Here is a 20,053-nt window from a genome sequence, read left to right as displayed (position 1 = left end):
ATATCTAATCCTAAAAAATAGAATACATTGAAATATTAAAGGTAGTATCATGATAAATCCAGATATTAAAAAACTCGTTCAACAAAATATTGATGAAATGATTGCTTTTCGTCGAGACCTACATCGACATCCTGAATTACCATGGGAAGAGTTTAGAACCACCGACAAAATAGCCGAACAACTTGATAAAATCGGTATTCCTTACCGCCGGACAAAACCAACAGGCATTATTGCTGATATCCAAGGTGGTAAACCCGGTAAAAGAATCTTACTGAGAGCAGATATCGATGCATTACCGGTGCAAGAATTAAGTACCAACATCGATTATAAATCAACAATTGATGGCAAAATGCATGCTTGTGGTCATGATACCCATGCTTCTATGCTACTGACTGCGGCTAAAGCACTTTATGCTATTCGCGATCAGCTAAAAGGTAATGTGAGATTAGTGTTTCAACCGGCGGAAGAAATCGCCCAAGGTGCAAAAAGCATGATTAAACAGGGTGTGCTTGAAGATGTCGATAGCGCTTTTGGCATGCATATTTGGTCACAAACACCTGTAGGGAAAGTATCTTGTGTGGTCGGTTCTAGTTTTGCTTCGGCAGATTTATTAACTGTTCGTTTTAAAGGTAAAGGTGGACATGGATCTATGCCACATGACACTGTTGATGCCGTTATGGTCGCATCTTCATTTGTAATGAATATACAATCTATTGTCTCGCGTGAGGTATCTCCCCTTGATCCAGCTGTAGTCACCATTGGCAAAATGGATGTTGGTACTCGTTTTAATGTGATTGCCGAAAATGCGGTATTAGAGGGCACTGTACGCTGTTTTAATGTTGCTGTACGTGACAAAATTGAAGCAGCAATTCGTCGATATGCTAACCAAGTTGCTGCTATGTACCGAGCTACGGCCGAAGTTGAATATATTTACGGTACACTTCCCGTGATTAATGATAAAGAGAGTGCCTTATTAGCACAAAAAGTTATTGTCGAATCGTTTGGTGAACAAACCCTTTATTTTGAACCGCCGACAACTGGTGGTGAAGATTTTAGTTACTATACAGAAAACATTCCAGGCGCTTTTGCCTTGGTGGGTTCCGGTAATTCTGAAAAAGACACGCAATGGCCACATCATCATGGTTGCTTTAATGTTGACGAAGATGGTATGACCTTAGGTGCAGAATTTTATGCACAATATGCTTGGGCTTATTTAAATCAAAACTAAACGCCAAAAACTTGAATAAAAAGTTGATTTAGGCGGATACTCTGCCCAGCCAAATGGCTTGGCAGCGTGATAATTCAACATATCAATTAACCTAAACTATTTCACAACTGCTGACAAATAGATCATTTAACAAATTAAATTTTGATAAAAAGCTTAAGGAAATATGTACGTTTTAGCATAAAAACTTTGCTTGAATTCAACTACTAAGTATGAATTCAGCCTAAAAAAGGCTTCACAGGGTGTTTTATACTTAAGTTTTTTTCTTGGGCGATTACTTAATTCCAATCGAGATGTTCATTTCCAATATAAATTTTGCCGAGTGAGGGAATTGGCCTAGAACATTCAGAATACTGAATAAGGCGAGGGCATACACGAGCTACGATTCTCGCTGGTTTGTTAATGTGAAACGAAAGCAGTAAAGCTGTGACCAGTATTCGAGCGGTTGTGGGGACAAATTTTTTATGGAACAAATTTGAAGATTAGTACATAGCGATAATAGCCTCGAAGAAGCAAGCAAAAATGGACGATACGAGTAATTTGGGGAGGCTCATAAACCTCTTTTTTTCTCGGTCGTTTTCACCGAAAAGAAAACATCACAAAACGACCAGTGTCCAAAATCTTAACCAATCTAAAATCCAAAAATTCTATTAAGAAATTTAAGAAATAAAAGGGGTGATATATTTTCGAATAAAAAATAATACGATATATTTCAAATATATCTTGCTATTTTACATTTCCTTACAAATAATTCGGCTGAATGAGTGGCTTTTTTTTATTATCCCCTTATAATTAAAACGATTTAGGCTTAATTTATAGCCGTTTAGCATAAAAAAAACTAAATAAAATAAAAGATTAGTTGACGGATGGAACGCCATGCAGTATAATTATAGACACCAGACACCAGACACCAGCGCTGGCAAAATAATGTTTTAAAAACTCATCAATCTCTCTTTAGGCTGAAATTTAATTCAATTCTTACTTCTACTTTTAACTTATTTCATCGAAACAGCGTAAATAATCATCGTTTTTTAGCAATAAGTGTAAACAAAAGATACGCTTTGAGCTCAGCGTTATCCTTAAGCTTAATTAAAGATATAAATTTAAGGTTAATCTTAACTTCACTAGGGGTTTATACTCAAACTCAAGCATCAGGTAGGTTATTTAAACTTGGTTTAGCATGGATGCCGATGTTATTGTTGTTTTATTGCTCTAATACTCAAGCATTATCGGCAAGTACAACTGAATATATTCATGGTAATCCACCTTATTTAACCTTTGATAATGGGGTAACTAAGGTTACCACTACAGATGGTTTGTTATGGATTACCCTATCCGACGGTACTCACATTACACCAGCAACCAATAGTTCAACCGCAGTCAACCCAATACAGCTGCCGGTAGCTAATCAGAGTTTTGTTAATATTGCTATGTCAATACCTACCAATACCAATTCCATTGCCTTAAGTGCTTTAATTGGTGCACCCTATAATTATTGGGGTGATGAAGATGGTGATGGTCAAGGTACTAATGGTATTGCTGTTACCGGTAATTTAAGCGTGCGTATTACCGATAAAGCCAATCATGCTGTGAGTCGTAGTGCTACTTTAGATATCTGTGATGCGCCTTATAAAGTGGAATTAACCAGTACTAATGGAAGTATAGCTACTCAGTATGGGCTGCCTAATAGTCGTAGTTTCAATGGTAGTTCTGCTACTTATTATATCAGTCCTAAAGCCGCACCAAAAATCTGTTATGCCAAACCCAATCTGAATTATGGTGACGGCAAATACGCCGGTCCCGCCACTATCTGGAATCCGGATAAAGGTTTTCTGGTACAATCCACTGAGCCATCAACTTACAGTCGTAACTTCCCCACTACTGGTATTAATAATCTGTATTTTGATTTAGACATAGGTGGTGTTAAAGGTTCAGCATTGACATGGCCAACAGTCAGCCAAGGCGGTATTACCGCCACCATGACGCCATCCCCCGATAATGCTAATAACATTCGCGTCACCCTCACGGGTCCGGCGGCAACAGCATCCCAAATCAATTCAGCCACACCGGGTAGCGTCGCTACTCCCATCTTGCCACAGACATTCGTGTTAGTCGGTAAAGATAGTCGTAATAAAACGGTATTAAGCTATGGCTTTGTGTTAAAACAGTGGTTCGTTAACCGTAGAAATAAACAAGATACTTATGCTAACACCTCATCCTGGTGTAGCAATTTAGGCGGCGGTTACCGCCTGCCACAGGTCAAAGACTTAACTAACGCGGTTTGTTCGGGAACTAGTTCAGGCTTTTTTTGCCAAGGAGCAGTGGGCGCCACGCCGTCATCGAATTGGAATGGTTACCAGCGTAATATTGGTGCGGGTTTGTTTACCGAATGGGGCAACATGAGCGATTATACCGCTGCCGGCTTCTTCTACAACTACGATTGGACAAGTGACATCAGCTCTTCGTACCCGTTGACTGTCTACTCGAGAGACGGCTACGTTATCAGGATCAACCCCGGCGACGGTAGCTATGGGGGGGTTTGCGCTTATCCTTAATCCTTAAGTCGGGGGCGTTTAATAAAGCGTAATAAAGGTTAAGCAACAAAAGGGCGGTTTTAGCGGCAGGGGCAATCCGAGCCGATAGCATCGGCAAGCAAAAATGAACGATACGAGTAATTTGGGGAAGGCATATAAACCCCTCTTTACTCGGGCGTTTTTACAAAAAAGAAAACATCACAAAACGACCAACGTCCAAAGTCTTAACCAATCTAAAATCCAAAAATTCTATTAAGAAATTTAAGAAACAAATTTGATTAATAAATGAAAATAATGACTGCCAAAAAGTTTAAGGAACCCTATGCGTTTAAACATAAAAAACAATCAATATTTAATTGGTTAAAATATTTTTGTAAAAATTATTGAGGAGTCTATACAGTTTCATTTTACAAAAAAACTTGAATTCAAGTAACCCAATTGCTATCCCTTTTTTTCGAGTTAATTTAAAATTAAATAAAATCAAAACATTAAAAAATCATCAAAAAAAATACCATTTACCTTTACACTAACAACGATTATAGTATCTCACGTTCTAGCTCACAGCCGTATAGGTTGCTTAGAAAAGTAACTAAACTAAGTCCTACTGTAGGGACTTGCTCACAGCCGTATAGGTTGCTTAGAAACGCCCTCTAAATATTTTTCAAACAGCCACTTGGCTCACAGCCGTAAAGGTTGCTTAGAAATTTACCAGCACCAAGAGCACCTGTAACTATATGCCCACAGCCGTATAGGTTGTTAAATAAACTTTACATCCAAAAATTCCTGACATGAAGTTTAAGGAAAGGTATGCATTTTAGTATAAAACATTGTCGAATATTAAATCGGTTATCGGCATAGTAAAGACTAATTTGACACATTATGATATGATAATTGGCAATTTCATTAGCAATTAGTAATGGTGATTATGAGTTATCAAGTTCTGGCACGTAAGTGGCGACCAAAATCATTTTCTGAAGTGGTTGGACAGCAGCATGTTTTAAAAATTTTGTCGAATGCGCTTTCACTTGGGCGCGTACACCATGCTTATTTGTTTTCGGGTACTCGCGGCGTTGGGAAAACGTCTATCGCACGTTTACTCGCTAAAGGTTTAAATTGCGAAACAGGTATAACTGCAACGCCTTGCGGTGTTTGTGATAATTGTCGCGATATTGAACAAGGTCGCTTTGTTGATTTGCTTGAGATCGATGCAGCATCAAGGACAAAAGTCGAAGATACGCGTGAAATTTTAGATAATATTCAATATTTGCCAACTAAAGGACGATTCAAAGTTTACCTAATTGATGAAGTCCATATGCTTTCACGTAGTAGTTTTAATGCTTTGTTAAAAACATTAGAAGAACCACCAGAACATGTAAAATTTTTATTAGCCACAACCGATCCACAAAAATTACCGATTACGATTTTATCTCGTTGTTTGCATTTGCATTTAAATGTACTTGATACCTCGTTAATTGCCGAACAGTTATCACACATTTTACAACTCGAACAGATCGAAAGTGATAGTAAAGCGATACAGTTATTGGCCAAAGCAGCTAACGGTAGTATGCGTGATGGGTTAAGTCTTACTGACCAAGCGATTGCTTTAGGCAATGGTAAAGTCGAAGCTGAGTCAGTTGCCATGATGCTAGGCACGTTAGATAAATCAATACCATTTTCACTAGTAGAGTCGCTTTATCACGGGGATGGTAATGCTTTAATGCAGCAAATTAATGTTGCTGCGACGCAAGGTGTTGATTGGGATAATCTACTTGCTGATAGCATTGCACTTTTACATCAAATAGCATTACTTCAAGTCGTTCCTACTGCATTGGGGGATTACAGTGATAATGAAGATCGCATACGCTTTTTAGCACAATATATGGCGCCAAATGATATCCAGTTGTTTTATCAAATTTTGTTGATGGGTAGAAAAGAACTTGCTTATGCACCTGATAAAAAAGTTGGTGTTGAAATGAGCTTTCTACGTGCGTTAGCCTTTATCCCTAAGACAAATGAGGCAGTTAAACCGCATACCCAGCAAGCTAAAGTCGCTGAGCAATCACCAAAAATGGCGGATAGCAAACCACAAGTCCCGCCAATGGTATCAAGTCAGCAAAATCAGCAACGTATTGAACCGAAGTCAAACTTACAAAATACTTCAGTTAATTCGTCTAATGCTAAAGAACAACAAAAGTTGGAACCAATAAGGTCAACCACAACAGAAAAGATTGTAGCTGAACAAACGATAACAGAAGATGTAAAGGATAATGTTGCACAATCAGACTTAGTCATCCCTGATGAAGCATCCTCGATTACTAAAAATATTTTAGAAATGAGAATGCAATTAATCAAAGAGGAGCAAAATACAAAAAAGTCTGAATCAGTGGCTGGAAAAGAGCAGTCACAAAATGGCGAGGAGCACTCCTCATTAGCGCGTATAAAAAACATTTTGCCATTAACTAACGAGAAAGAGAAAAATACTGAACTAGATAGCCATACAATTAATGATAATGACGAAGAAGAGATTACTGCTGAAAATTATCAATGGCAATCCTATGGTCTGGTTGAAACTAAAGATGATATGGTTATCGATACAAAGGCTTTTCGAGAATCATTAAATGGTGATAAAACACCAGAAATGACTCAAAAACTTATTGGTGAAATGGCTCAAAAAGATAAATGGTGTGCAGAGATCGAACAACTAGAATTGGCTCCGTTAATTAAACAAATAGCAATAAATTCATTTTTAGAACAAGTTGATGAAAATAATGTTGTCTTACATATGCGCTCGTCAGTTAAACATCTGATCAACTCATCTGTTAATACTAACAAATTAGAAAAAGCTTTATCTAACCATCGACAACAATTAGTAAAACTCAAGGTAATGATTGATGATAATCAAGAAAATAAAACGCCTTTAGAAATGCGCGAAGATTTATATCAACAAAAGTTAGAACAGGCTAAGCAGATCATCAAACGAGATACTAAAATTGAGATGATTTGCCAATATTTTGAAGCGAAGATTGATGAAGCGAGTATTCGTCCTGTATAATTGACAGCTAAATGTTTTAAAAGAGGAATAAATATGTTTTCAGGTGGAAAAGGTGGTTTGGGTAATTTGATGAAACAAGCCCAACAAATGCAAGCAAAAATGCAGCAAGCTCAAGAAGAGATCGCTAAATTGGAAGTGACCGGTGAATCAGGTGCTGGAATGGTTAAAATCACAGTCAATGGAGCACATAGCTGCAAACGCGTTGAAATCGACCCATCAATGTTAACAGAAGATGATAAAGAGATGTTAGAAGATCTTATTGCTGCTGCTTATAACGATGCTACTCGTCGTTTAGACGAGGCGCAAAAAGAGCGAATGGCACAAGTTACCGGTGGCATGCAATTACCACCAGGCTTTAAAATGCCATTTTAATGATTGCCGTTGAATATTGATTATTGTCGGTATAAAAATTAACTTTATCTAATTTAGTGGGAAGGCTAGTTTTCTAGTCTTCCCATTTATTTATAGAAATTATTTAGCAATAAAAATAAAATCATTCATTAATTTTTCATTATCATAGTTAATATTATGTAATCTTTTTTGGAATATTTTGCACAAATCATGAATTGATATTTCTTTGACTTTAACATTATCATAATCGCTGATTTTTTTGCTTCTACCTTTAGTGATAATCCAAACTTGTTTGCTTTTGCCTGTCAGCGGAATTGTTTTTGGCGTCGTTGGTCCATCCATTTTTTTGTATTGAACGTTAAATGTGCTTTATGATTAAGTTGATTAATATAATTTTCTATTTGTTCTTCTTTAAATGCTTCATAATTTGATTTGAGAGTGCAATCATACATTACCGCTAAATTTTCAATAATAAAAAAGCCATCCGCTTTTCCGGCTTGATTTTCTCTATCAAATTGAAAAATTTTATTCAACCCAATTATTTTTAATAAGTTAAAAACAGAATCTTCAAAAGCGATTGGATCGGTGATGTTTTCGATTTGTCGTACCGAGTGTATTAATAATGCTTGATAAGTCTTAGCATCCATTTTATCAGGAAAGGAATTGGCATCCGATACATCAATATTCTCTTTTATTTTTCGCTCATCGATAAGTTTGATATCGGTTGCATATCTTTTGCCTGCGTCTTTTTCATTTGCAGTAAAACTAACTTTTGTACCTATTTTTAGTTCTTCGATGGGTAGATTATTGATATCTTTTTTAGCAAAATAGTAATCGTTTTTTTCGTCTAGTGCTTTTATAAAGCCCTAATAGTTATCTTTATTATTCTTATTCGGACACAAATGTTTAATTTGACTAATCACGCATAATACTCCTTAATCATTCAAGTTATTCCTAGAAAACTGATGTTAATGATTATAATTTATAAGCATTACTATAAATAGATTTAGCACTATTTACCCGTGTCATGTATATAAATGATTATTAGGCCTTACTTTCAATAATAAGTAATGACCAAAATTGGTATATGATTTTGCCTGTCTATTTATACAGTTTTTCTTTATTAATTATTATCTATCAGGTAAACTACAAACTAGTTATTTTATAAATGTTGTTAATACTGACTATCAAATAATTTCTATTATTTTATTTAAGCGATGTTTAAAACCTCGGTTATTGATAGTTAAAATAAAGTTAAATAATACTCTTTATTAAGGATTAAATGTGATAGGGCGTTTACGAGGACTCATTATAGAAAAGCAACCACCCAAAGTGTTAATCGAGGTCGGCGGTGTTGGCTATGAAGTATTTATGCCAATGACCTGTTTTTATGAGTTACCGGACAATGGTAAAGAAGTGATTGTATTAACACATTTTGCCGTTCGTGAAGATGCACAAGTATTGTATGGCTTTAATCATGAGCAAGAACGAGAGCTATTTCGAGAACTGATTAAAGTGAATGGGGTAGGACCTAAATTGGCATTGGCGATCTTATCGGGTATGTCAGCCCAACAATTTATTAGTGCTGTTGAACAAGGTGAAATCAAAACACTTGTTAAATTACCAGGCGTGGGGACGAAAACCGCTGAGCGTTTGATTGTTGAAATGAAAGATCGCCTGAAACGATTTGGCGAAGATTTGTCCACAACTAGTAGTATAATTTCATCAAGCGACCTTAAAAAAACGTCTAATCAAATTGAAAGCGAAGCAGTTTCTGCACTCATTGCACTGGGTTATAAACCGCAAGAAGCTAGTCGCATTATTAGTAAAGTCATTAAGCCAGAAATGGATAGTGAAACGCTTATTCGTGAAGCATTAAAATCAGCATTATAAAATAGGTCAAGGATATGATTGAAGCGGATCGTTTGATAGCTCCTCAGGCTCAAAAAGAAGAAGAATCATTAGATCGAGCAATTCGTCCTAAATTTTTGGATGAATATATTGGTCAACCGCATGTTCGTGAGCAGATGAAAATTTTTATTCAAGCTGCTAAGCAGCGGCATGATGCATTAGATCATTTACTTATCTTTGGTCCACCTGGTCTTGGAAAAACGACTTTAGCCAATATTGTTGCTAATGAAATGAACGTTAATTTGCGTACAACTTCGGGCCCGGTATTAGAAAAAGCGGGTGATCTGGCTGCTATGTTAACTAATTTAGAACCCAACGATGTGCTCTTCATTGACGAAATTCATCGACTTTCACCTATGGTTGAAGAAATTTTGTATCCAGCAATGGAAGATTATCAATTAGATATTATGATTGGAGAAGGGCCTGCCGCACGTTCGATTAAAATCGATTTACCCCCGTTTACTTTGATTGGGGCAACCACTCGCGCCGGTTCATTAACTTCACCACTACGTGACCGCTTTGGCATTGTGCAGCGCCTAGAGTTTTATCGGGTTGAAGATTTGGAATATATTGTTAGTCGTAGTGCCAAATTTTTAGGTATGGATTTATCTCAAGAAGGTGCGCATTTAATTGCTAAGCGTTCTCGTGGTACGCCTCGAATTGCCAATCGTTTATTGCGACGAGTAAGAGACTATGCGGATGTAAAATCGAAAGGCATTGTTGATGAAACAATAGCAACTCAAGCGCTCGATATGCTTGATGTAGATAATGAAGGTTTTGATTTTATGGATCGCAAACTATTATTGGCGATCATTGAAAAGTTTATGGGCGGTCCTGTTGGTTTGGATAACATTGCAGCGGCAATAGGCGAAGAGCGCGAAACCATTGAAGATGTACTCGAACCGTTTTTGATCCAACAAGGTTATATTCAGCGTACACCTCGCGGTCGAATTGCAACGCCTCATGCTTACCGTCATTTTGGAATTATTCAAGATGTATAAAGTGGAACATATAAGTCTAGATGGATTGCACGATTGGTAAATGATTCGTTGATTATTCAGTATGTAAACCACCACCTTGTGTGGTGGTTTTCTTTTAAATCAGCCTAATTCTTTTTCAGTAAATATGCCACTAAAGAGATCCGTACTTAAGTAACGTTCACCGGAAGATGGTAAAATAACGACAATGGTTTTATTGGCATTTTCAGGTAAATTAGCTAACTTATCAGCGGCAAAAACTGCTGCGCCCGATGATATTCCTGCTAAAATTCCCTCTTTTTCCATTAAAATACGCGCTGTGTCAATTGCTTCTTCGTTAGATACTTTTTCGACAAGATCGATTAAATTGAGATCCAAATTTGCCGGAATAAAGCCTGCACCTATACCTTGAATTTTATGTGGACCAGGTTTGATAAGTTCGCCCGCTAGTGCTTGTGTGATAACCGGTGAGTTAGTTGGTTCAACCGCAACGGCAGTTATTTTTTTACCTTGCGTTTTTTTTATATAACGCGTAACCCCAGTAAATGTTCCCCCTGTACCAACACCTGCAATAAAAATATCAACTTGGCCGTCTGTATCTAACCAGATTTCCGGTCCAGTTGTTTTTTCATGTATTTCTGGATTAGCAGGATTACTAAATTGTTGCAACATAATATTTTTTTGTGGATTGCTTGCTACAATCTCTTCCGCTTTTTCTATAGCACCTTTCATACCTTTAGCCGCTTCGGTTAGCACTAAATTTGCGCCTAACGCTTTTAATAACTTACGTCGCTCGATACTCATGCTTTCAGGCATGGTTAAAGTCAGTTTATAACCACGCGCCGCTGCAACGGCTGCAAGTGCTATACCCGTATTACCACTTGTTGGCTCAATTAGCTCGACATCAGAGGTGAGTAAACCACGCTTTTCTGCATCCCAAATCATATTAGAAGCGATACGACATTTAACGCTAAAGCTTGGATTACGTGATTCAACTTTAGCTAAAATATTGCCCTTACCAAAGTGTTTTAATCGTACCAATGGGGTATAACCAATGGTTTGTGAATTATCATCAAATATTTTACTCATATTAAAATCCTTATTTGTCGCTTTAAAGGAAATAGCATTACTTCATTAATTATTAACTATAGTGATTATTATAAATATAACGTAAAAAGAAGATACTAATTAATAATTATAACAATATGCATTTTGGCTATATGGCATCGACTTGTTGTTGAATTTTTGAAAATATCCATTGATTTCAATAAGAGTATATTGCTACTAAGATCATAATGCATAACAGATTTAGTGGTTACATTGATATAGGTTAAATTGATCAAAATTGTCTAATGATATGGCATTAATAAATATTATTAACAGATGCATGATTGATGATTAATGTTTTATCGCGTGCATTGTCCTAACATTTATCAGCCAAATTTGATTGATATTTTAATATATTCAATGTAGTAAGATTTTCTATTTATAAATGATTGATTTTTACTTTTTATCATTAAAATAATAAAACGATGGTAGCTTTATTACGTTAATTTGCTTTTGTTATGTTAAATCTTACCCCTTTTTAAATGCATAACTGTTTTCACTTATTATAAAAACGGTAACTCACTAAATAAGAACCAAATATATTATTTTTTATTTGGACTGATAATTTGGGTGGATACTGTTTATTGTCGGACTTATCAAAAGGTAAAAAAAATCTATCGCCGGTATATTTTTCATAGATCTTGATACCATTTTTATAATGGCCATGTTTTCCACGCGAAGGGCCTGGTGAAGTCATTTTATATACTGTTGTATAAGTCTGTATTTCGCTAGGAACAATATAAACTAAATTATGAGGAACAACATACATCGTAACCATTAGAGCGCAAAAATACTCAAAAAAGTATCCTACAAAATATTTAACTCTTTTAGAGCGTGAAATTGGATCTAAAAAACCAATTAGATTGGGCTTAGTTAGTTTATAAAGGATTATACTAATTATAACGTTAATTAACGACCAACATATGTAAACTTTGCTGTCGAAAATATTGGAAAGAAGGGTGACATTAATCGATTTAAAATAAAATAGTAAAAAATTCAGAATGATAACAGTATAAAAACTGATTCTAATAAGCTTTTTTACAGCGCTATATCCCGCCATAATATTATTTTTATCACGTGTTTGATTAAAGCGATTTTTAGTTTTTTTTCCAACCACATCTATACTAAAGTTTTTAAAATTTGGCGCCATATTTCTCTACATTAAGCTTACATCGCTAACTCAAATACGCTTATTTGATTAAACATCACTTTCCATCTCTAACTCAATCTTTTGGATTGCTTGTTCGCAACGATAAATACGGTTATCAATAGTTGCAATTTTCTTGTAATCAAGCGAATCTGTGCTAAGCTCAAGTTCGTATTTCATCTCTTGTAATCGACGTAAATAATCTAAATGGCGTGCATGCTTTTCAGATAGCGTTTCTTCAATGCAAGTTTCTGGCTGTTTTTGACGTAATTGATGAGTAGCTAATTCACGTGTTAGGGCTTCTATTTGATTAACTAATGATTCAGATAAAAATGTCATTTGAGTCAATTTTTGCGAAAGTACGCATTGAGTTAATGCTGTGTAAGTTTGCTTTATTTTTTCAAGATAAAAAGAGCGATCAGCAATGACTTTATTGTTATTAAATAGCTGCTCATCAAAATAACACTCTTGATATTCAGGAAAATCCGAAAAATTAACCCGTTGTTCAAGTGCGTCGATTTGTTGCTTAAGAGTAGTTAATAAATTAGGCATGACTAATACTTATCTCTGATCATGAGTAGAATTGTTATCTTCACCAAAATAGTTACCCAAATGTAATTTGGCAAGCGAAATTAATCTCATAAAAGATTCAAAAGTTAATTTATCATTGTTTTTTTTATCTTCAATGATTATTTTTTTAGCAATCAATTGTGATTTGATGTGATTATAACAGTCTATTAAGTTCAGTGGCAAAGGCGATTTAGCGCGTTTACCTAACCAAAAAATACCTTGTAATGGCAAACTGAGTGCAAAAAGTATGGTAATGACGGTTACCGCCAGTTGTATTGGCATATAATATTGCCAGACCAATAGCGCAATAATGATAGGTGGAAGATATTTAGCCGCGGTTTTTATGTAATTAATGATTTTTAATTCAGGAAATGAATAAGCGAGTTCTTTATCATTAGGGCAAAGCTGCATGTATAACTGACCTGACTTAAAGGTTTTAATAATACTCATATCTTTTGGATTCCTCGACATTCACATTTTATTGTCTTAAAATAGTCACCATTCAAATTGGCGGCTCTCTATTTTATATCAAAAAGTGCGATATCAGAAGTCACCTTAGTGTAATCACATTGGTTGTTGAATCATGTGTTGAGTTACCAATTTTGATTGGTATATATCTTTTTATTCAAAATATAGGAATTACTATGTCATCAAGTAATAACGCTCTTGTTCTTAACTGCGGAAGTTCATCTTTAAAATTTGCTATTATCAACCCTGAAAATGGTGATGAATTTCTTTCTGGATTAGCTGAATGTTTCAACCTTCCCGATGCTCGTATTAAGTGGAAACTCGATGGTGTTAAAGGCGAAGCATCTTTAGGTGCAGGCGCTGCACATAGTGAAGCAATTAAATTTATTGTTAATAGTATCTTCCCACAAAAACCAGAATTATTAGATAGTATTAAATCTATTGGGCACCGAATTGTTCACGGTGGTGAAAAATATACTCAATCTGTTGTTATTGATGATTCAGTACTAAAAGGTATTGAAGAAGCAGCGGCATTCGCACCTCTTCACAATCCAGCTCATTTAATTGGTATTCGTGAAGCATTTGCTGCATTTCCTCACTTAAAAAACAAAAATGTAGCAGTTTTTGATACAGCATTCCATACCACTATGCCAAAAGAAGCCTATTTATATGCTATTCCAAACGAATTATATAAAAAACATGGTATTCGTCGTTATGGTGCACATGGTACAAGTCACTATTATGTTAGCCAACAAGCAGCTAAATTATTAAATAAACCTGTTGATCAAACTAATGTGATTACTTGTCACTTAGGTAATGGGGCATCTATTTCAGCTGTCAAAAATGGTAAATGTGTTGAAACTTCTATGGGATTAACGCCACTTGAAGGTTTGGTGATGGGAACCCGTAGTGGTGATATCGACCCTGCAATTATGTTCTTTTTACATGACAACTTAAAAATGTCTGTTGCTGATATTAACAACCTATTAAATAAAAAATCTGGTTTATTAGGTTTAACCGGTGTTAGCAGCGATTGCCGTTACGTTACAGATAATTATGACACAGACGAAAACGCCAAAAATGCGTTAGATGTATTTGTACATCGTTTAGTCAAATATATTGGTGGTTATGCTATGTTATTAGATGGACGTTTAGATGCAATCATCTTTACTGGTGGTATTGGTGAAAACTCTGAAGAAGTTCGTCGTATGGCTTTAAATAAATTAAGTTTATTAGGTTTCGAACTTGATCAAGAACGCAATTTAGCAGCCCGTTTTGGTAAAGGTGGTACAATCACTAAAGAGGGGTCAGCAATTGCAATGGTTATTCCAACTAATGAAGAACTCGTTATTGCTCAAGATGCTGCGCGTCTAACTGCTTAAAAAACAATTAAAACCGCCAAATGGCGGTTTGTTTTTATTTAATAAAGAATTAAGAGGAAATGAATTATGTCTCGTACTATTATGCTAATTCCAACCGGAACCAATGTCGGTTTAACAGGTGTGAGTCTTGGTGTTATTCGAGCTATGGAGCGTCAAGGTATTAACCTAAATGTATTTAAACCCGTTGCACAACCAAGAGCAGGTGGAGATGCGCCAGACAATACTACAACTTTAGTTAGTCATAACACGTCTATTCCCGCTTTAAAACCACTCAAAATGAGTCATGTTGAAAATCTATTAGGTTTAAATCAACAAGATGTATTAATGGAAGAGATTGTTGCGCTTTATGCTGAAAACACCAAAGGTGCAGATGTTGTGTTAGTTGAAGGTATTGTGCCAACATCAGATTATCCGTTTGCGAATGAACTAAATAATAATATTGCTAAAACTCTTGGCGCTGAAATTATTTTTGTAGTTAACATGGGTAAAGACACACCAGAGCAGCTTAAAGATCGTATTGAAATTGCGCGCTCTAATTTTGGTGGTATTAAAAATGAAAAAATTGTAGGTGTAATTGTCAATAAAGTGAATGCACCAGTTGAAGAGCAATCACTTGCCCGTCCAGATGTTGCAGAAATTTACCACACACCAAAATTTGACGATAAAAAAATCACCATTAAAGATTTAAACGAATATAGTCCACTTCCAGTTCTTGGTTGTATTCCTTGGAATATGGATCTAAGCGCTTGCCGCGCAATCGATATTGCTAAACATTTTGATGCTAAAATTATCAATGAAGGTGGCATTAAAAACCGTCGTATTAAACATATTTCTTTCTGTTCAAGAAGCGTTCCTAATATCATTAACCACTTGCAACCTAATGCCTTATTAGTAACTTCAGCAGATCGCTCAGATGTTCTTGTTACTATCTGCTTAGCGGCTATGAATGGTGTATCAATCGGCGGTGTGTTATTAACAGGCGGCTATGAAATTGATGACAAAATCTATAAATTATGTCAACCAGCTTTTGATACCGGTTTACCTGTATTTACAGTACAAACAAATACTTTCCAAACTTCAATCAATTTACAACAATTTAACTTAGAAATTCCGGTTGATGATAAAGAGCGTATGGAAAACACACAAAACTTTGTGGCTGATCATATCGATTCTAGTTGGATTAAATCATTAAATGAAGTAGTGAATTCTGCTCGTCGCTTATCACCACCTGCGTTCCGTTATCAATTAACTGAACTTGCTCGCAATGCGAAAAAAGTGGTGGTATTGCCTGAAGGTGATGAACCAAGAACTGTTAAAGCTGCTGCTATTTGTGCGGAACGTAATATTGCTAAATGTGTGTTACTTGGTAATCCTGATGAAGTCCGTAAAGTTGCTGCGTCACAGGGCGTGACGTTAGGTCAAGGTGTTGAAATTGTTGATCCTGAATCAATTCGTGAAAAATATGTGCCGCGTTTAGTTGAATTACGAAAAAACAAAGGTATGACCGAAGTTATTGCACGTGAACAATTAGCCGATAATGTGGTTCTTGGTACTATGATGCTTGAAGCGAATGAAGTAGATGGTTTAGTATCAGGTGCGGTGCATACAACAGCAAATACTATTCGTCCACCATTACAATTAATTAAAACAGCACCGGGTAGTTCACTTGTTTCATCTGTGTTCTTTATGTTAATGCCAGATCAAGTCTACATTTATGGCGACTGTGCGATTAATCCAGATCCAAATGCGCAAGAGCTTGCTGAAATTGCTATCCAATCTGCTGATACTGCAATTGCCTTTGGTATTGAACCACGCGTTGCGATGATCTCTTATTCAACAGGTAGTTCTGGTCAAGGTGCCGATGTTGAAAAAGTGAAAGAAGCCACTCGCATCGCGCAAGAAAAACGTCCTGATCTGATGATTGATGGTCCGTTACAATATGATGCGGCGGTAATGCCAGATGTGGCTAAATCTAAAGCACCAAACTCAAAAGTAGCTGGTCGTGCAACAGTATTTATCTTCCCTGACCTAAATACAGGTAACACTACTTATAAAGCGGTACAACGTTCAGCGGATCTTGTGTCTATCGGTCCAATGTTACAAGGTATGCGTAAACCTGTTAATGATTTGTCACGTGGCGCATTAGTTGACGATATCGTCTACACTATTGCATTAACTGCAATTCAATCAGCACAAGAAAATGCTGCAAAATAAGCGAAGCATGCAGTTCTAACCATAGATAAGAGGTGATACAATATCACCTCTTATTTTTTATATTATTTCATACCTTAGGAATAAAATTAATGAAGCAAGACATCCACCAACAGCGCATATTAATCCTCGATTTTGGCTCTCAAGTTACCCAATTGATCGCTCGCCGAGTCCGTGAAATTGGTGTTTATTGTGAACTTTGGCCGTGGGATGTATCAGAAGAAAAAATCAAACAGTTTAATCCTAAAGGTATTATATTATCAGGTGGTCCAGAAAGTACTACCGAACAAAATAGCCCACGCGCACCTGAATATGTTTTTAGCGCTGGCGTGCCAGTGCTTGGTATCTGCTATGGTATGCAAACTATGGCGATTCAAGTGGGTAAGGGCGGACAAGTTACAGCATCTAATCAACGAGAGTTTGGTTATGCTAAAGTTGATATTGTTGCAAAATCAAAATTAACAGACGGTATTTTAGATAGCACCAATGATGCTGGTATAGAGCAACTTGATGTCTGGATGAGTCATGGTGATAAAGTTACTTCATTACCTGACACATTTACCTTAATTGGGCAAACAGAAACTTGTCCTTTCGCCATTATGGCCAACGATGAAAAACAGTTTTATGGCGTACAATTCCATCCTGAAGTTACTCATACCATTAAAGGATTAGAGTTATTAACGCGTTTTGTCATTGATATTTGTCAGTGTGAAAAATTATGGACGCCATCTTCAATTATTACTGATGCAATTGCCCGTATAAAAGAAAAAGTTGGTAAAGATAAAGTATTACTTGGCTTATCTGGTGGTGTAGATTCTTCGGTTACAGCTTTATTATTACATCAAGCAATTGGCGACCAGTTGACCTGTGTGTTTGTCGATCATGGCTTATTACGCTTAAACGAAGCAAAACAAGTCATGGACATGTTTGGTGATAAATTTGGCTTAAATATCATCGCTATTAACGCCGAAGATCGGTTTATGGCTGCGTTAAAGGGTGAAGCTGATCCTGAAGCTAAACGTAAAATCATTGGCCGTGAATTTGTTGCTGTTTTTGATGAAGAGGCGGCAAAATTAAAAGATGTCAAATGGCTTGCTCAAGGTACCATCTATCCAGATGTGATTGAATCAGCTGCGGCCGATACCGGTAAAGCTCATGTGATTAAATCTCATCATAATGTTGGTGGTTTACCTGAAGATATGAAAATGGGGCTAGTCGAGCCATTAAGAGAATTATTTAAAGATGAAGTACGTAAAGTTGGTTTAGAACTTGGCTTACCTTACGAAATGCTTTATCGTCATCCATTCCCTGGACCGGGTTTAGGAGTGCGTGTTCTTGGTGAAGTGAAAAAAGAGTATTGTGATTTACTACGCAAAGCCGATGCTATCTTTATCGAAGAACTTTATAAAGCTGACTTATACCACAAAGTCAGTCAAGCATTTACCGTATTTTTACCGGTGCGTTCAGTTGGAGTCATGGGCGACGGACGTAGGTATGATTGGGTTGTCTCACTACGAGCAGTTGAAACTGTAGACTTTATGACCGCCCACTGGGCACATTTGCCATATGACTTTTTAGGGCGAGTATCAAATCGAATTATTAACGAAGTTAATGGTATTTCCCGTGTGGTTTATGATATTAGTGGAAAACCGCCAGCAACCATCGAATGGGAATAATTTCATTTATCATTTATCACACTAATAAAAGCCCTGTTAAGCAGGGCTTTCGTTTTTGTCCCAAATGTATGTCAATTAACTATCTCAATCTATAAATATATATCTTTTTTCACGTAAAAACTTTCTAATCATTAATAATCGTGTTTAAAATAAACATGATACACAATAAAATTTTTCATATTGATAGATAAGGAATAGTGAATGAAAGGAAGAATAAGTTATATTGTTGTGATAATTGGTATGTTGTTTATCTTTTCTGTACAAGCTAAAAATGAACTTAAAACGAGTGGTAAGTGGGTTTATGGTGAAGTTTTAGATGTCACAACTAAGCAGAATAAAGATTTAGCAATCACAGCTGATTTTGATCGTTTTTCATCAACTCCTGATGTTTTATTAGGTGTTAGTTGTGAAAGTAATATTATTTCGATAATAATTATGAATGAATTAATAACACCAAAAACGCAGTGGACATTTATTTTTACGGTAGATGGTAAAGAGTTAAGCCAACAAAAATTAAAGTTTGATGATAAAATTCTATTCAGTAATTTTGATCATCTGTTCTATCAAAGTTTAAAAGATAAAAAAATGTTATTGGTTAAAGCATTTAATAAAACTAAAACTGTTAATATGAAATTTAGCTTAGATGGGTTCAATCAGGCGTTCATGCCAATAGAAACGCATTGTAAGAATAAATAGTTAAAAAATATTACTATTGGATTTTCAACTTTAAACTCAATACATTTACGCTAAATAATTAGCGTAAAAATTTAAATCGATAACTACTTTATTGCTGTTTACTATTGGTATTATCCTCAGGTGCTTGTGTCGTTGGGGATATATTATTATATGTTTCTTTATGGTCTCCTTCGCATTCATAAACGGTAATACAGCCTGAAAGTAATAAGGTTGAAATTAATATCATGATAAACTTCATTGCAATTACCTATAATAAAAAGCGCAGCTAGTAATTAAATTACACATTCCAAAAGTAATAATTAATAAGTAATATTTCATGGTTATATTCTCTTTTTGTTGCATGGAAAATTATTAAAATTGTTTTAAATCAATTCGATGTTTTTATTAAGTCACTCATTAATAAATAATAAGGGTATAACCAGACAGACATCTCATTTTAAATAAAGCTGTTTGTATGATTAGATGCTTATTTTTAATTTGATTGATTCTTTGAGTACTAACTTTAAATTGGTATGGATGTTTGAATTTTAGTTATCCTAATTAAAATATTTTTTATTTATGGTTAAAAAAAGTATTTTTCATTAATTGAGTTGATTGAAAAATCATGTTTTTATATTCACGACCTTCTTACGCCCCGCTTGCCAATAGTTATCAGGAATATGCAATTAACAAGGCGACCAATCCCATAAAGATTAATATTAGATTGGCAAAGTAGATAAATCGGATTTCGTGTTTAGTTAATTGAT

Annotated in this window: 16 protein-coding genes; 10 read left to right on the top strand and 6 right to left on the bottom strand. The window is 35.6% G+C overall.

Annotated features, from left to right (window positions below; translation table 11 throughout):
- Positions 1-49: 49 nt before the first annotated feature.
- From J3U59_RS07070 to J3U59_RS07055, 4 genes are all read left to right on the top strand, one after another.
- Positions 50-1,228 (top strand): M20 family metallopeptidase, encoded by a 1,179-nt coding sequence (locus J3U59_RS07070; protein ID WP_267332911.1) that lies wholly within the window; start codon positions 50-52, stop codon positions 1,226-1,228.
- 1,058 nt (positions 1,229-2,286) lie between these two features.
- Positions 2,287-3,780: a hypothetical protein gene (locus tag J3U59_RS07065; protein WP_267347216.1), complete on the top strand. Its 1,494-nt coding sequence runs from the start codon at positions 2,287-2,289 to the stop codon at positions 3,778-3,780.
- A gap of 904 nt (positions 3,781-4,684) precedes the next feature.
- Positions 4,685-6,811: a DNA polymerase III subunit gamma/tau gene (dnaX, locus tag J3U59_RS07060; protein ID WP_267332909.1), complete on the top strand. Its 2,127-nt coding sequence runs from the start codon at positions 4,685-4,687 to the stop codon at positions 6,809-6,811.
- Positions 6,812-6,844: 33 nt separating this feature from the next.
- On the top strand, positions 6,845-7,183 hold the full coding sequence (locus tag J3U59_RS07055; protein WP_065633450.1) for a YbaB/EbfC family nucleoid-associated protein: 339 nt from the start codon (positions 6,845-6,847) through the stop codon (positions 7,181-7,183).
- A 284-nt stretch (positions 7,184-7,467) separates the two neighbouring features.
- On the opposite strand, the gene J3U59_RS07050 is transcribed toward J3U59_RS07055, so the two are convergent.
- The gene (locus tag J3U59_RS07050) at positions 7,468-7,809 is read right to left on the bottom strand and encodes a hypothetical protein (protein WP_267332908.1); all 342 of its coding nucleotides are present in this window, start codon (positions 7,807-7,809) and stop codon (positions 7,468-7,470) included.
- 637 nt (positions 7,810-8,446) lie between these two features.
- Between J3U59_RS07050 and ruvA the strand changes: the two genes are divergently transcribed.
- Together ruvA and ruvB are read left to right on the top strand one after the other, a co-directional pair.
- Positions 8,447-9,055: a Holliday junction branch migration protein RuvA gene (gene ruvA / locus J3U59_RS07045; RefSeq protein ID WP_267332907.1), complete on the top strand. Its 609-nt coding sequence runs from the start codon at positions 8,447-8,449 to the stop codon at positions 9,053-9,055.
- Positions 9,056-9,069: 14 nt separating this feature from the next.
- Complete coding sequence (gene ruvB, locus J3U59_RS07040; RefSeq protein ID WP_065799120.1) at positions 9,070-10,074, top strand: Holliday junction branch migration DNA helicase RuvB; 1,005 nt, start codon at positions 9,070-9,072, stop codon at positions 10,072-10,074.
- A gap of 99 nt (positions 10,075-10,173) precedes the next feature.
- Here ruvB and cysK read toward each other — a convergent pair whose 3' ends face one another.
- The 4 genes from cysK to yfbV form a co-directional block, all read right to left on the bottom strand.
- On the bottom strand, positions 10,174-11,139 hold the full coding sequence (gene cysK / locus J3U59_RS07035; protein ID WP_267332906.1) for a cysteine synthase A: 966 nt from the start codon (positions 11,137-11,139) through the stop codon (positions 10,174-10,176).
- A gap of 514 nt (positions 11,140-11,653) precedes the next feature.
- Positions 11,654-12,307: a hypothetical protein gene (locus tag J3U59_RS07030; protein ID WP_267332905.1), complete on the bottom strand. Its 654-nt coding sequence runs from the start codon at positions 12,305-12,307 to the stop codon at positions 11,654-11,656.
- 48 nt (positions 12,308-12,355) lie between these two features.
- On the bottom strand, positions 12,356-12,856 hold the full coding sequence (priC, locus tag J3U59_RS07025; protein ID WP_267332904.1) for a primosomal replication protein PriC: 501 nt from the start codon (positions 12,854-12,856) through the stop codon (positions 12,356-12,358).
- Between the two features lie 9 nt (positions 12,857-12,865).
- Positions 12,866-13,324 carry a terminus macrodomain insulation protein YfbV gene (yfbV, locus tag J3U59_RS07020; protein WP_267332903.1) on the bottom strand — a complete coding sequence of 153 codons (459 nt, stop codon included), beginning with the start codon at positions 13,322-13,324 and terminating at the stop codon, positions 12,866-12,868.
- Between the two features lie 194 nt (positions 13,325-13,518).
- Between yfbV and J3U59_RS07015 the strand changes: the two genes are divergently transcribed.
- From J3U59_RS07015 to J3U59_RS07000, 4 genes are all read left to right on the top strand, one after another.
- Complete coding sequence (locus tag J3U59_RS07015; RefSeq protein WP_267332902.1) at positions 13,519-14,724, top strand: acetate kinase; 1,206 nt, start codon at positions 13,519-13,521, stop codon at positions 14,722-14,724.
- A gap of 66 nt (positions 14,725-14,790) precedes the next feature.
- Complete coding sequence (pta, locus tag J3U59_RS07010; protein ID WP_267332901.1) at positions 14,791-16,938, top strand: phosphate acetyltransferase; 2,148 nt, start codon at positions 14,791-14,793, stop codon at positions 16,936-16,938.
- 89 nt (positions 16,939-17,027) lie between these two features.
- A complete protein-coding gene (gene guaA / locus J3U59_RS07005) occupies positions 17,028-18,611 on the top strand; it encodes a glutamine-hydrolyzing GMP synthase (protein ID WP_267332900.1) in 1,584 nt (527 codons plus the stop codon).
- A gap of 201 nt (positions 18,612-18,812) precedes the next feature.
- Positions 18,813-19,307 carry a hypothetical protein gene (locus J3U59_RS07000; protein WP_267332899.1) on the top strand — a complete coding sequence of 165 codons (495 nt, stop codon included), beginning with the start codon at positions 18,813-18,815 and terminating at the stop codon, positions 19,305-19,307.
- A gap of 88 nt (positions 19,308-19,395) precedes the next feature.
- Here the strand turns inward: J3U59_RS07000 and J3U59_RS06995 are convergent, their stop codons facing one another.
- The gene (locus J3U59_RS06995) at positions 19,396-19,545 is read right to left on the bottom strand and encodes a hypothetical protein (RefSeq protein ID WP_267332898.1); all 150 of its coding nucleotides are present in this window, start codon (positions 19,543-19,545) and stop codon (positions 19,396-19,398) included.
- Between the last annotated feature and the right edge of the window lie 508 nt (positions 19,546-20,053).

It is taken from the genome of Gilliamella sp. B3783 (genome assembly GCF_026536125.1).
In the GTDB taxonomy this organism is placed as follows: domain Bacteria; phylum Pseudomonadota; class Gammaproteobacteria; order Enterobacterales; family Orbaceae; genus Gilliamella.
This window is presented reverse-complemented; position numbering and strand designations above follow the sequence as displayed.